We start from the raw sequence: 12,266 nt of genomic DNA, 5'->3' as shown, positions 1-12,266 counted from the left end.
CGCCACTCTTCACCTCAAGCCGAGCGCCCACCGCCACACCTGGCGGCGGCCTCGGCGTCCATTTTTCGAGGTGTTTTTCCATGACATTCAAACCCCTTTTACTGCTTCCGGGTCTGGGCCTGGTGTGTCTGTTGTCGGCGTGTGCGGGACCGATGCCCAAGGCTGATCCGAACGAAGCCTTTATTGGTCTGGAACAACCGGGAAGTGCCGATTTGCTGGCGCAGCGGATCGATGGGCAGCAGGTGAATGACGGGCGTTATTTCGAGGTCAAACCGGGGGCTCATCGTCTGGACATGACCCTGGAAAGCGGCGCGGACGGTAACTCGCTGGATCTCAATTGCACGGGCGGCCTGAGCTACAACGGGTTCAAGGCGGGTGAGCACTACCAGGTTAATGCGTCAAGTGAGGGATTGAAGGCGGGCGTCAGCCTGGTGGATTCCCATGGCAACCAAGTGGCGCAGAGCAAGGGCTTTCTGTGCTCCTGAGCCAGATGCAACAACAAACACTGTGAGAGCGGGCTTGCTTGCGAAGAGGGCGTGTCAGTCGCTATCAATGTTGACTGACCCACCGCTTTCGCGAGCAAGCCCGCTCCCACAGGGGATTGCGATGTTTTCAAGATTTTAGGAAGGACATTCCAATGACACTTAAACAGCTGCTATTGATTCCCGGCCTGAGCGTGGTCTGTCTGTTATCCGCCTGCGCCGGCCCGATGCCCCAACCTGACCCTGGCATGGCCTGGATCGGGCTTCAGGAAGAGTCACCCAACGACATGCTGGCCGAACGGGTGGATGGCCAACGCATCGATGACGGGCGCTTCTTTGAAGTGGCCCCCGGTGCACATGATCTGGCCGTGACGCTGTTCGAGATCCCGAGTGGTGATTCGAATCAGGAAGACTGCCAAGGCAAGGTCCATTACACGCAGTTCAAGGCAGGCGAACACTATCAGTTGGTGGAGTCGAGCCTGGGCCAGGCCGTGAGTGCGCGGCTTGAGGATTCGCACGGTAAGCAGGTGGCGCAGACTGACGATTTCCAGTGCATGCCCGGATAGCATTGTTGGCGACGAAACCCTTGTAGCAGCTGGCGAAGCCTGCGTTCGGCTGCGAAGCAGTCGCAAAATCAGACGGCGCGGTGTGTCAGTTAAACCGTGTTATCCGTATTTACGACTGCTTCGCAGCCGAACGCAGGCTTCGCCAGCTGCTACAGGGTGTTGTGGTGCGTTCACAGCGGTTCGGCAATCACATACCCCGACCCGCGCATCGTCCGGATCAATGGCGGTAAACCGGGTGGGTCGATCTTCTTGCGCAAGCGGCCGATATGCACGTCGATCAGGTTGGTGCCCGGATCAAAGTGATACCCCCAGACCTCTTCGAAAATCATCATCCGCGACAGAATCTGCCCCGGATTGCGCATCATGAATTCCAGCAGTTTGTATTCGGTGGGCAACAGGCTCAGCGGCTGATTCGCACGAGTGGCCTCGTGGCTGATCAGGTCGAGTTCCAGGTCGGCGATGCGCAGGGTGGTTTCGAAGGTCTTGGCCGGACTTTTGCGCCGCAGCAACACCTCGACCCGCGCCGCCATTTCGTCGGTGGCGAACGGCTTGGCCAGGTAATCATCGCCGCCGGCACGCAGGCCGCGCACCCGTTCATCGACGTCGGAGAGGGCGCTGATCATCAGGATCGGCGTGGCCACGCCGATGGCGCGCAGTGTGGTGACAATCGCCAGGCCATCCAGCTCGGGGAGCATGCGGTCGAGAGTGATCAGGTCGTAATTGCCACTGACCGCGCTCACCAGGCCTTCGCGGCCATTGCTCACCCAATCCACTTCAAAACCGTGGCTTTGCAGTTCAGTGACGATTTCCTTGGCGGTCACGGCATCGTCTTCGATGGTCAAGATTCGGGACATGTCGGTTACCTGTTCAGAGTTCCGGATGTCACGATTTTGCCAATAAACGATTCTCGACTTTCTGATGAAAGTTTCATGTGCGATACAAAGGAAATGCGCTAAGCAATCAGCGCTTGTCCATAGGCTGCCCCAATCCCCTGTGGGAGCGGGCTTGCTCGCGAAGGCGGCGGCACATCCAGCATTGATGTGACAGACATATCGCTTTCGCGAGCAAGCCCGCTCCCACAGGGGTTTTGTGTCTGTCCCTGGGTTACTGCGTCTTGGGCAACATCGCTTTTAGCTTGTCCATCATCGAGCTCGGCGCATTGGCAATCTTATTGCCCTCCGGGTCCTTGCTCCCCGAGCCACTGGTGTCGACGCCCGCGAGGATTTCCGCAAGGTTGTTGAAGTGCCCGTCTTTCTTCTTGCCGTCGGCAGCGGGGTCGCCCTTGTCGTACTGAGCCAGCGCGTCCTGCAAGGTCTGATGCTGGGTCAACCATTCGGGCTTGGTCTTTTCCTCGGGGCTCATGTTGTCGAGGAAATTCAGCGCGGCTTTGGCGCGACCGATCGGGTCATTGGCAAACGGGTCTTTCCAGTTTTTCTTTTGATCTTCGGGGCCGCTGTAATGACCCGACGCCAAACTCGCCTGCTGCTGCATCAACGCTTTGGCCGCTTCTTGCTCATCACTGGAAAACTTGCCGCCCTCATTGGTCGCCACGGCGTTCAGCGAACGGCGATCCAGGTCGCCCATCAACGCATTCTTGTCTTCAACGCTGCCGGTGTACGGCTTTTCGCCGGCCTTCATCTGCGCGTATTTGTCGTCCATGCGCTTGCGCGCGTCCACGGCCACATCCGCGAACGACTTGTCCTTGGAACTGGAGACCGCGCCGGGTTGGGTGACGCCCAGCACCAGGGCATCCGCGTTCATGCCCGCACGCACCGGAAAGTACGGCGTGTTGTTGCCGATCGAACCGCTGTAATCCGTGGATTTCTGCGAGAGGCTGACCGCGTCGCCGGTCTTACCGTCATTGGCCGCCTGCTCGGTGGCCGCGGTTTTGGCCCTGGCCTGGGCAGCGGCGCCATAAGCCAGCATCGCCGGGCTGTTGAAGGTAGAAGAGACGTTCATCGTTCACTGCCTTGAGTGTATTGATGCCGATACATCGCAAGAACAGTGCCATCAGAGGGGAGAGCCGTTTATAGGCAGGTTTGTAGCGGTTTTGACATGTTTGCGGTACGGCAAGGGTTGCCGGTAGCGGCAAAGTGTCGCCGCTGTATTGCCGCTGCAAACACAAAACCCCTGTGGGAGCGGGCTTGCTCGCGAAGAGGGAGTGTCAGCCAGCAAATATGTTGCCTGATACACCGTCTTCGCAAGCAAGCCCGCTCCCACAGGGATTGGGGTCAGTCTTCTTCTTTCTTCATCAACCCGGCCAACGCTGCAAACGGGTTATGCGTCGCCTTGGCGATTTTTGGCGTGCTGAGGGAGCCTTCGTGGAAGTACTGCTGATCGGTGTAGCGCGAGTGTTCGTTGTCGTGGCAATACAGGCACAACAGTTCCCAGTTCGAGCCGTCCTGCGGGTTGTTGTCGTGGTTGTGGTCGCGGTGGTGCACGGTCAGTTCGCTCAGGCGCTTGCCGGAAAATTCACGGGCGCAGCGGCCGCACACGTGCGGGTACATCTTCAGGGCTTTGTCGCGGTAACCCATTTCCTTGTCGCGCTGGTTGTCGGCGAGGATGCGATCCAGCTTCGAGGTATTGGTCGGGGTGGACGAACTCATGGGTTCACCTTTGTAGAAGACTAATGACGGTTATGAACAGAGTTTAGCTCAGCCCTTGAGCTTCTCGGCAATCCAGATCGTATGGCGCGTGCCTTTGTTGCCGTGGGCGAAGACCTGGACTTCTTCGGCCTTGAAACCGGCCTTCTTCAACTTGTCGGAAAACTGCTTGTCGGCGCTGGCCGACCACACCGCCAGCACGCCTTTGGGTCGCAGGGCCTTGGCGCAGGCGCTCAGGCCGCCGGACGAGTAGAGCCAACTGTTGGCGCGCTGGGTCAGGCCTTCGGGGCCGTTGTCGACGTCGAGCATGATCGCGTCGAAACCCTGGGGCTCGGCTTGCAGCACTTTGGCCACGTCTTCCATGCGGATCACGGTGCGCGGATCGAGCAGCGGGTTGCCAGCCTTTTCCCCCAGCGGTCCGCGGTTCCACTCGACCACGCCCGGCACCAGTTCGGCGACCACCACCTCGGCGGTCTTGCCCAGGTGCTTGAGCGCAGAGGCGAGGGTGAAGCCCATACCCAGACCGCCGATCAAGACGCGGGAATTCGGCCGACCGGCGACCTTGCGGCACGGGATCTCGGCCAGGGCGTCTTCGGAGCCGTGCATGCGGGTGTTCATCAATTGCCCGCCGTCGCCACCCTGGATCTTGATGACGAAATCCTCGCCGTATTCGAACAGGCACAGGGCACCGCCGTTTTCAGGGATGGGGGCGGTGTCGAGCAGAACGAAACGTTTCATGGCGGGCTCTTGGAAAAAATTGGCATAAGGCAAACGGACGCAGTTGGGAGTAGCCTGCAAGTAGACAACAAGGCCAACGGAGCCATTGATGAAGCGCACCATTCTAACGGTCATTGCCTTGGCCGCGCTCTCGATAACTGCAGTGCAGGCCCAGCAGCAGCAAACCATTCCCGCCAGCCCGGCGCCGATGCCCGGTTCACCCGGCACCGCGACCCCCACGCCGTACCCGCAAATCACCCCGACCAGCGTGCCCCGGACCGGGCCTGGCAGCGGCGGCCCGCCCCTCGTGCCGATCGAAATGCCCAGCCCGCCGACCAAGGACCAGCCATTGCCGGGCCTTGAGCCGAACAGCACGAAAATCAAGACACCGGGGGGTTAGACCTGCTGCGAAAGTAATTGCCCGTCGGCCATGCGCAAGCGCTTGGACAGCGAGACGGCGAGGGCGCGGATGATTTTGGCAGCGATTTTCGGCGCGTCGTTGAGCATTTTCTCCAGCGAGTCCTTGCCCAGGTTGAGCAACTGGCAATTGCTGGCTGCGACGCAACTGGCCGAGCGCCGCTCGCCATCGAGCACGGCCATCTCGCCGAACGCCCGACCGCTGCGCAGGGTGGCCATGACCACCGTTTGCCCGTCGCTGTTGGTCTTCTGCACCGACACCTGGCCGGTGTGGATGATGCACATGAAACTGCCGGCGTCGCCCTCGTGGAAAATCTCTTCGCCCTGAGCGATGGTGCTGATGCTGAAATAACCGGAAGCGGCGGCAAAGTCCGCCGGCAGCAATTGATCGAACAGGCCGCAGTCCATCAGCCAGTCGCGGATTTCGTTGTTCAGTAAGGTCGGTTCTGACATGTCGTCACGGTCTTTTTTTTGTGGTCTGGTGCGGGTTCGGGCCTGGCTAATATCGCCGCCTATCCACGATCCCTTGTAGCAGCTGGCGAAGCCTGCGTTCGGCTGCGAAGCAGTCGTAAACCCAAATAACGCGGTTTGACTGGAAGACCTCACCGATTGATTTTACGACTGCTTCGCAGCCGAACGCAGGCTTCGCCAGCTGCTACAGGGATAGCGGGAAAACCGTGGCCCGGTGTCTGGTGTTAAGACCGGATCACCGAGCCAAGTTCCTCAGGCAATGCCCAAAACCTGGAAAACAAATGCGTATTCGAGGGCTACGTCACGTAATCCCTGGTAACGCCCGCTCATCCCGCCATGCCCGGCGCCCAGTTCGGTCTTGAGCAGCAGCGGATTGTCGTCGGTTTTGGTCGCGCGCAATTTTGCCACCCACTTCGCCGCTTCCCAATACTGCACGCGGCTGTCGTTGTAGCCGGCGATCACCAACGTCGCCGGGTACGCCTGGGCCGTGACGTTTTCGTACGGGGCGTAGGCCTTGATCCGATCATAGACGTCCGGCTCTTCAGGGTTGCCCCATTCGTCGTATTCGGTGACGGTCAGCGGCAGGTCCGGGTCGAGCATGGTGTTGAGCACGTCGACGAACGGCACCTCGGCGATCGCCGCCGCGAACAGTTCCGGACGCTGATTCAGCACCGCGCCGATCAGCAACCCCCCGGCGCTGCCGCCGCTGATCGCCAATTGCGGCGCGGTGGTGAAGCCATTGGCGATCAAATGCTCGGCGCAAGCGATGAAGTCGCTGAAGGTGTTGTGTTTGTGTTCCTGCTTGCCGGCGCGGTACCAGGCTTCGCCCAATTCACCGCCGCCGCGCACGTGGGCGATGGCAAATGCCACGCCGCGATCCAGCAGGCTCAGGCGCGCGTGGGAGAACCACGGGTCGAGGCTTTCGCCATAGGCGCCGTAGCCGTACAGATACAGTGGCGTTGGCTTTCCAAGGGCTTCGCGTTTGACGACAAGGCTGATCGGCACTTGCGTACCGTCCGGCGCGGTGGCCCACAGGCGCTGGCTGACGTAGGCATCGGCGTCGAACGGACCGAGCACCGGGGTTTCCTTTAGCACTTTCTGCTCGCCCGTGGCCAGTTCCAGTTGGCGAACCTGCGCCGGGCGGTTCAACGCTTCGTAGCGCAGGCGAATCCTGTCGCTGACAAATTCCAGGCTGTTTTGCACATGCAGGCTGTAGGCCGCGTCCGGCAATTGCACGCGATAAGGCGCCAGGCCTTGTGGGCGAACTTCGATGATGGGCAAGCCACCTTCACGCAGACTCAGGGTCACGGCTTCGACGTTCAGGCTCAGGCCTTCGATCATCACGGTGTCGCTGTGGGGGATCAGGTTCTGCCAGTCGGCCTCGGTCGGCGCCACACCGGTATCGACGGCGGTGTACAGGGCAAAGTTGATGCCGTCGCGGTTGGTGCGGATGAACCAGGTCCATTCGCCATCAAGGGCGCCATGGTCGACGTCGTATTCGTGGTCTTCGACCCGTGGCGCCAGGCAGGTAAAGGCCTGGTGCGGCTGGAACGCATCGAGCACCCAGACTTCGCTGGTGGTTTTGCTGCCCAGAGACAACAGCAATTGCTGTTCGGAACTGGAGCGGTAGCAGTGCAGGAAGAATCGCCCGTCCGGCTCATGGAACACTTCTTCGGCTGCCGTGCCGTCCAGTCGATAGCGCATCAGCTTGTGCGGGCGATGGGTGTCGTCCAGTTCGCCGAAGAACAGCGTCACGCTGTCGTTGGCCCAGGTCATGCTGCCGTCGCAGTCCTGGAATTCCAGTTCGCTGACACGGCCGTTGGACAATTCCTTCACGAACAGCGTGTAAATCTCGTCGCCCGTGGTGTCGAGGCTGTAGGCCAGGCGCTGGTGGTCTGGGCTGATGCTGAACGCGCCGAGGGAGAAAAAGCCGCCCTTGGCCAGTTCGTTCGGGTCCAGCAGCAAGTGTTCCTGGCTTTCATCGATGACCAGGCTGTCATCGGTTGGGCGCGGGCAGCGGTAGTGGCGCGCGTATTCGTCACCCGCCGTGGTGCGTGTGTAATACAGGTACGGGCCCCACGGCGAGGGCAGGGACAGGTCGGTTTCGAGAATCCGGCCCTTGATCTCTTCGAACAGGGTTTCACGCAAGCCGGCCTGATCGGCGGTTTGCGCCTCTTGGTAGCTGTTTTCAGCCTTAAGGTAGTCGAGCACCGCGTCGGTGTCGCGCTCCTGGAGCCAGGCATACGGGTCAACCCCTTCGGCCTTGCGGGCAATCGGGGCGCTGGTGACGTTGGCGGATAAGGGCATGAAGGGCTCTCGGACGATGTACGGAATAAGGGTTTCGCAGGTCTTGATGCCGCTGCAAATCCCTGTGGGAGCGGGCTTGCTCGCGAAAGCGGTGTATCAGACAACAATGATGTCGACTGACACTCCCTCTTCGCGAGCAAGCCCGCTCCCACAGGGGTTACGCGTAACGGCCCGGTATTGGGACAAGCCGGACAGGCGAAAAGTCGTTACTATAAGCGCCTCTTTGCCTGCCTTGCCATGGACACCATGACCGAGAACGACTATCTGATCGCTTGGGGCCTCTACGCCTTTGCCGCTTTAGGCTGCCTGTTGGTGTGGATGCGCTTGACCCGCTGGATGTGGCGCTACCTGCGTGAGCCGCTGCGGCTGCTGATGGCGGTGTTGCTGTTCAGCCCGACCATCATCGACCCGGTGAAGGAAAAGGTCGCCCCGGCCATCGCCATCACCGCTCTGGACCTGGCGTTCAAGGTGGGCAACAACGCCTGGCGGGCGATTTCCGATCTGTTCATGTACGGCATGATCGCCTTCGGCCTGTACCTGCTTCTGGTGCTGATCCGCTGGCCGATCGAGCGGGCCGCCACCGCCCGCAAGGAACAGGCCGCCGCCGCCAAAGCCGCGATCAAGCCTGACGACTATGAAGACGAGCAACCGTTCGGCGTGGCCGGCGACGATCGCTATGGCCGTCCGCCGATCCCGAACAACCCCCAGCGTTCGCGCATCGAACCGCGTCTGTAACTGTGCCCCAGCATTGAAGCGAGAGTCCGAGCATGTGTGAGTTATTGGGCATGAGCGCCAATGTCCCGACCGATATCGTGTTCAGCTTCACCGGGCTGATGCAGCGCGGCGGGCGTACCGGGCCGCACCGCGACGGCTGGGGCATCGCTTTCTATGAGGGCCGTGGCCTGCGCCTGTTCCAGGACCCGGCGGCCAGTTGCGAGTCCGAAGTGGCCAACCTGGTGCAACGCTACCCGATCAAAAGCGAAGTGGTGATCGGGCATATCCGTCAGGCCAACGTCGGCAAGGTCTGCCTGTCCAACACCCACCCGTTCGTGCGCGAGTTGTGGGGGCGTAACTGGTGTTTCGCCCACAACGGCCAGCTCGCGGACTTCGAACCGATCAAAAGCTTTTACCGCCCGGTCGGCGATACCGACAGCGAAGCGGCGTTCTGCGACTTGCTCAACCGGGTGCGCGCGGCGTTCCCCGAGCCGGTAGAAATCGAAGAACTGCTGCCGGACTTGGTGGCCGCCTGCGCCGAATACCGCAGCAAAGGCGTGTTCAACTGCCTGCTCAGCGACGGCGACTGGCTGTTCTGCTATTGCTCGACCAAACTGGCGCAGATCACCCGCCGCGCCCCGTTCGGCCCGGCACGCTTGAAGGACGTCGATGTGATCGTCGACTTCCAGGCCGAAACCACGCCCAACGACGTGGTCACGGTGATCGCCACCGAACCCTTGACCGAAAACGAAACCTGGACCCGCTACGAACCGGGCCAATGGAGCCTCTGGCGACGCGGCGAATGCGTCAGCCAGGGCAAGACCGAATAAGGACTCACCCCCATGTTGCTCAGTTATCTACGGCTGGTGTTGTTTGCGGCGGGCCTGTTGATCGGTGTCCAGGTGCCGGGATTCATCAGCGATTACGCCAAGCGGGTCGAAGCGCACCTGATTGAGGCCCAGACCGGTTTGAGCGGGTTCCAGGGCACCGCCAATCAGTTCTTCAAGGGCGATATGCAGGCGTTGGTCGCGCATTACCGGGCGAGTGAAGACCCGATCTTTCGCAGCGATGCCGACAGCCTGAGCAACCTGCTCACCCGTCAGATCGCCCTCGATAAACAGTTCCAGGCCATGCAAGGCCCGTGGTACATCCGCTTCCTGCAAGTGGCGCTGGCCGCTGATCCGGACATCCGCAAGGAAACCTGGAATGGCTACAGCTACCAGATTCTGCTGACCCCGGAAGCGATGATCTGGGGTATGAGCGGGGCGTTGCTGCTGTCGTTCGGCATTGAATGCCTGTTCCGGCTGATCGACTGGGTGGTGCTCGGCGGCAAACGCCTGCGTCAGAGCCGGCCGATTGAAGATCGGGATGTGCGGGGGTTGTAAACCAAAGCACAGACCTATGTAGCAGCTGCCGAGCCCGCGAGGCTGCGTTCGGCTGCGAAGCAGTCGTAAAACCGGAGCACGCGGTCTAACTGAAACATCGCGTCGCCTGATTTCACGACTGCTTCGCAGCCGAACGCAGCCTCGTGCCTCGGCAGCTGCTACAAGGGTTCAGTCAGCAAGAATGATGTAACCCTCACCCACCTTCCGCGCATACCCCTCCAACACCTGCTGACACAACGTCACAATTTCCTCGACCCATTCCACCCCGACCCGCCATGACACCACCACCTGCAAATTCGGTGGCCGTTGGTCGATCGCCAGCAAGGTCAATTCCCCTCGCGCCAGCTCTTCAGCCACCAGCACTGGTGGCAACGCGCCAATGCCAAAACCGTCGCGCAGCAGCCGGGTAATCGCCGACACCGAGTTCACGCAGTTCAGCCGTGGCGCCATCACGCCGTTGGCTTGCATCAGCGCCAGAACGTCCTGATGTGGATGGGAGTTTTTCGAGTAGGTGATGATCCGCTCGCGGGCCAGGTCGGCCACGCCTGAATACTCGCGGTTGTAGATGGAATTGCTGGCCACGATCCAGCCCATCGGGTGGCTGGCCAGTTCCAGGCTGCGCACGCTTTCCTGGCGCAACAGGTCGGTTTGCAGGATCAGGTCGAGAAAGCCTTTTTGCAGCTGATCGCAGAGGTTGAGCGACGTATCCGCCACCAGCTCGATTTCCACCAACGGATAGTGATCCATCATCTGCGCCACCAACGGGCTCAGCCAAGTGTGGATCACCGTGTCCATCACGCCGATGCGCACCCGCCCGACCTTGCTCGATCGGGTCTCGATCGACTGCTTGAGCGCCTGCATGGTGTCCATCATCTGTTCGGCGTATTCGAGCACTTTCAGGCCTTCGGGCGTCAGGCTCACACCTCGGGAATCGCGCAGGAACAGCTTCACCCCGAGCTCGCTTTCGAGCACCGCGATGCGGCTGGAAATCGACGCCTGGGTGGTGAAGAGCTTGTCCGCGGTCAGGCGAAAACTCTTCAGCCGTGCGACCCAAACGAAAGTCTCAAGAAACTTCAAATTCATGGGATCTGCTCTTGGATAAAGAATTCTTATGTCTAGGCCGGGTTTTTATTAGTTGGACGCCGCAGGGCATGGAGCCCAAAAATCAGGCCATCCGGTTCCCACGATAGGCGTCGTCGGGGCTCAGAACAATACCAATAAAATATGTACGGAGACTTGCCATGAGTGCGCCCGACACCCTCGACATCCCCAAGGCTACGACTCGCCCGGGACCTTTCGACTGGTATCGCAACATCAACAAACAGGAACGCCGCACGTTCTGGAGCTGCAAGATCGGCTATGGCCTGGACGGCATGGACACCCAGATGCTCAGCTTCGTGGTGCCGACTCTGATTGCCATGTGGGGCATTACCACCGGCGAAGCGGGGCTGATTCACACCAGCACCTTGATCGCCTCGGCCATTGGCGGCTGGGTGGCGGGGATTCTCTCCGACCGCATCGGTCGCGTGCGCACCTTGCAACTGACCGTACTGTGGTTCGCCTTTTTCACCTTCCTCTGCGGCTTCGCGCAAAACTACGAACAACTGCTGATCAGCCGCACCTTGATGGGTTTCGGTTTTGGCGGTGAATGGACCGCCGGCGCAGTACTGATGGGCGAAGTGATTCGCGCCAAGGACCGTGGCAAAGCGGTGGGCATGGTGCAATCCGGTTGGGCGCTGGGTTGGGGGCTGACGGCGATTCTGTATGCGCTGCTGTTCTCGGTACTGCCGCCGGAAGAGGCCTGGCGTGCATTATTCATCCTCGGCATCGTCCCGGCGATTTTCGTGATTTTCGTCCGCCGACTGGTCAAGGACCCGGAAATCTATCGCGAAGCCAAGGCCAAGCAAGAACCGAGCAACCCGGCGAAGTTCTACGAGATCTTCGCCCCCGGCATCCTCTTCACCACGATTCGCGCTTCGGTGCTGACCACCGGCGCACTCGGCGGTTACTACGCGATCACGTCCTGGCTGCCGACGTTCCTGAAGAACGAACGGGGTTTGAGCGTACTCGGCACGGGCGGTTATCTGGCGATGGTGATCGTCGGTTCCTACGTCGGTTACGTCATCAGCGCGTATTTGACCGATATCCTCGGTCGTAAGAAGAACTTCATCCTGTTCGCCGTCGGCTCGTTCACCATCGTGCTGCTCTACACCCAATTACCGGTCAGTAACGGCGTGATGCTGTGGCTGGGCTTTCCGTTGGGCTTCTTTGCCTCGGGGATCTTCAGCGGCATGGGCGCCTTTTTGACTGAGTTGTTTCCGACGCGGATTCGCGGCTCGGGTCAGGGCTTTTGCTACAACATCGGTCGGGCTCTGGCGGCATTGTTTCCACTGTTTATCGGTTTGCTCAGCCAGAAAGTGCCGCTGAGCGTAGGCATCGGAGCGTTTGCGGCGGTGTCCTACGGGGTGGTGATTCTGGCGGCGTTGAGCCTGCCGGAAACCCGTGGCAAGCAACTCGAAGCCGAGTAACTGATAATCTGCCGGGCATGCTTTTCCAAGAATGTCCCGGCAGTAAAAAAAGAATATGCCTACAGGAGTGTTCACC

At 60.4% G+C, this 12,266-nt stretch carries 14 protein-coding genes; 7 read left to right on the top strand and 7 right to left on the bottom strand.

Going from position 1 to position 12,266, the window contains the following annotated elements:
* Positions 1 to 80: 80 nt before the first annotated feature.
* Both HB680_RS03830 and HB680_RS03825 read left to right on the top strand, forming a co-directional pair.
* Complete coding sequence (locus HB680_RS03830) at positions 81 to 485, top strand: hypothetical protein (protein ID WP_213937263.1); 405 nt, start codon at positions 81 to 83, stop codon at positions 483 to 485.
* A 152-nt stretch (positions 486 to 637) separates the two neighbouring features.
* A complete protein-coding gene (locus HB680_RS03825) occupies positions 638 to 1,048 on the top strand; it encodes a hypothetical protein (protein ID WP_213937261.1) in 411 nt (136 codons plus the stop codon).
* A gap of 170 nt (positions 1,049 to 1,218) precedes the next feature.
* On the opposite strand, the gene HB680_RS03820 is transcribed toward HB680_RS03825, so the two are convergent.
* From HB680_RS03820 to HB680_RS03805, 4 genes are all read right to left on the bottom strand, one after another.
* The gene (locus HB680_RS03820) at positions 1,219 to 1,902 is read right to left on the bottom strand and encodes a response regulator transcription factor (protein ID WP_213937260.1); all 684 of its coding nucleotides are present in this window, start codon (positions 1,900 to 1,902) and stop codon (positions 1,219 to 1,221) included.
* Between the two features lie 250 nt (positions 1,903 to 2,152).
* Entirely contained in the window at positions 2,153 to 3,007 is an 855-nt protein-coding gene (locus HB680_RS03815; protein WP_213937258.1) for a hypothetical protein, read from the bottom strand.
* A gap of 272 nt (positions 3,008 to 3,279) precedes the next feature.
* Positions 3,280 to 3,654: a YajD family HNH nuclease gene (locus HB680_RS03810; protein ID WP_123410583.1), complete on the bottom strand. Its 375-nt coding sequence runs from the start codon at positions 3,652 to 3,654 to the stop codon at positions 3,280 to 3,282.
* A 48-nt stretch (positions 3,655 to 3,702) separates the two neighbouring features.
* The gene (locus HB680_RS03805; RefSeq protein WP_123410584.1) at positions 3,703 to 4,389 is read right to left on the bottom strand and encodes a hypothetical protein; all 687 of its coding nucleotides are present in this window, start codon (positions 4,387 to 4,389) and stop codon (positions 3,703 to 3,705) included.
* A gap of 88 nt (positions 4,390 to 4,477) precedes the next feature.
* Here HB680_RS03805 and HB680_RS03800 point away from each other — a divergent pair, with 88 nt between their 5' ends.
* Positions 4,478 to 4,768, top strand: coding sequence for a hypothetical protein (locus HB680_RS03800; protein ID WP_213937257.1), 291 nt, complete (start codon positions 4,478 to 4,480; stop codon positions 4,766 to 4,768).
* On the opposite strand, the gene HB680_RS03795 is transcribed toward HB680_RS03800, so the two are convergent.
* Both HB680_RS03795 and HB680_RS03790 read right to left on the bottom strand, forming a co-directional pair.
* Positions 4,765 to 5,238: a cyclic nucleotide-binding domain-containing protein gene (locus HB680_RS03795; RefSeq protein WP_213937256.1), complete on the bottom strand. Its 474-nt coding sequence runs from the start codon at positions 5,236 to 5,238 to the stop codon at positions 4,765 to 4,767. The two genes, HB680_RS03800 and HB680_RS03795, sit on opposite strands and share 4 nt — an antisense overlap.
* A 270-nt stretch (positions 5,239 to 5,508) precedes the next feature.
* Positions 5,509 to 7,563 (bottom strand): S9 family peptidase, encoded by a 2,055-nt coding sequence (locus HB680_RS03790; RefSeq protein ID WP_213937255.1) that lies wholly within the window; start codon positions 7,561 to 7,563, stop codon positions 5,509 to 5,511.
* Positions 7,564 to 7,800: 237 nt separating this feature from the next.
* Here HB680_RS03790 and HB680_RS03785 point away from each other — a divergent pair, with 237 nt between their 5' ends.
* The 3 genes from HB680_RS03785 to HB680_RS03775 are packed head-to-tail and all read left to right on the top strand — an operon-like array spanning position 7,801 to position 9,662.
* Positions 7,801 to 8,298 carry an MFS transporter gene (locus HB680_RS03785; RefSeq protein WP_213937254.1) on the top strand — a complete coding sequence of 166 codons (498 nt, stop codon included), beginning with the start codon at positions 7,801 to 7,803 and terminating at the stop codon, positions 8,296 to 8,298.
* A 32-nt stretch (positions 8,299 to 8,330) separates the two neighbouring features.
* Positions 8,331 to 9,107: a class II glutamine amidotransferase gene (locus HB680_RS03780; protein ID WP_054049027.1), complete on the top strand. Its 777-nt coding sequence runs from the start codon at positions 8,331 to 8,333 to the stop codon at positions 9,105 to 9,107.
* A gap of 12 nt (positions 9,108 to 9,119) precedes the next feature.
* Entirely contained in the window at positions 9,120 to 9,662 is a 543-nt protein-coding gene (locus HB680_RS03775) for a DUF2937 family protein (protein ID WP_054049029.1), read from the top strand.
* A gap of 168 nt (positions 9,663 to 9,830) precedes the next feature.
* Here the strand turns inward: HB680_RS03775 and HB680_RS03770 are convergent, their stop codons facing one another.
* The gene (locus HB680_RS03770; RefSeq protein WP_213937253.1) at positions 9,831 to 10,745 is read right to left on the bottom strand and encodes a LysR family transcriptional regulator; all 915 of its coding nucleotides are present in this window, start codon (positions 10,743 to 10,745) and stop codon (positions 9,831 to 9,833) included.
* A gap of 158 nt (positions 10,746 to 10,903) precedes the next feature.
* Between HB680_RS03770 and HB680_RS03765 the strand changes: the two genes are divergently transcribed.
* Positions 10,904 to 12,190, top strand: a complete 1,287-nt coding sequence (locus HB680_RS03765; protein ID WP_213937252.1) for an MFS transporter — start codon at positions 10,904 to 10,906, stop codon at positions 12,188 to 12,190.
* Positions 12,191 to 12,266 lie beyond the last annotated feature (76 nt).

Origin of the sequence: Pseudomonas sp. dw_612 (genome assembly GCF_018449725.1) — a bacterium.
Classification (GTDB): domain Bacteria; phylum Pseudomonadota; class Gammaproteobacteria; order Pseudomonadales; family Pseudomonadaceae; genus Aquipseudomonas.
Note: the sequence above shows the minus strand (reverse complement) of the source record. Positions and strands in the feature narration are given on the sequence as shown.

Bases quoted from the DNA above. Each gene is read 5' to 3' on its own strand.
- HB680_RS03830 (WP_213937263.1), top strand. From the start codon at position 81: ATGACATTCAAACCCCTTTTACTGCTTCCGGGTCTGGGCCTGGTGTGT.
- HB680_RS03825 (WP_213937261.1), top strand. From the start codon at position 638: ATGACACTTAAACAGCTGCTATTGATTCCCGGCCTGAGCGTGGTCTGT.
- HB680_RS03820 (WP_213937260.1), bottom strand. From the start codon at position 1,902: ATGTCCCGAATCTTGACCATCGAAGACGATGCCGTGACCGCCAAGGAA.
- HB680_RS03815 (WP_213937258.1), bottom strand. From the start codon at position 3,007: ATGAACGTCTCTTCTACCTTCAACAGCCCGGCGATGCTGGCTTATGGC.
- HB680_RS03810 (WP_123410583.1), bottom strand. From the start codon at position 3,654: ATGAGTTCGTCCACCCCGACCAATACCTCGAAGCTGGATCGCATCCTC.
- HB680_RS03805 (WP_123410584.1), bottom strand. From the start codon at position 4,389: ATGAAACGTTTCGTTCTGCTCGACACCGCCCCCATCCCTGAAAACGGC.
- HB680_RS03800 (WP_213937257.1), top strand. From the start codon at position 4,478: ATGAAGCGCACCATTCTAACGGTCATTGCCTTGGCCGCGCTCTCGATA.
- HB680_RS03795 (WP_213937256.1), bottom strand. From the start codon at position 5,238: ATGTCAGAACCGACCTTACTGAACAACGAAATCCGCGACTGGCTGATG.
- HB680_RS03790 (WP_213937255.1), bottom strand. From the start codon at position 7,563: ATGCCCTTATCCGCCAACGTCACCAGCGCCCCGATTGCCCGCAAGGCC.
- HB680_RS03785 (WP_213937254.1), top strand. From the start codon at position 7,801: ATGGACACCATGACCGAGAACGACTATCTGATCGCTTGGGGCCTCTAC.
- HB680_RS03780 (WP_054049027.1), top strand. From the start codon at position 8,331: ATGTGTGAGTTATTGGGCATGAGCGCCAATGTCCCGACCGATATCGTG.
- HB680_RS03775 (WP_054049029.1), top strand. From the start codon at position 9,120: ATGTTGCTCAGTTATCTACGGCTGGTGTTGTTTGCGGCGGGCCTGTTG.
- HB680_RS03770 (WP_213937253.1), bottom strand. From the start codon at position 10,745: ATGAATTTGAAGTTTCTTGAGACTTTCGTTTGGGTCGCACGGCTGAAG.
- HB680_RS03765 (WP_213937252.1), top strand. From the start codon at position 10,904: ATGAGTGCGCCCGACACCCTCGACATCCCCAAGGCTACGACTCGCCCG.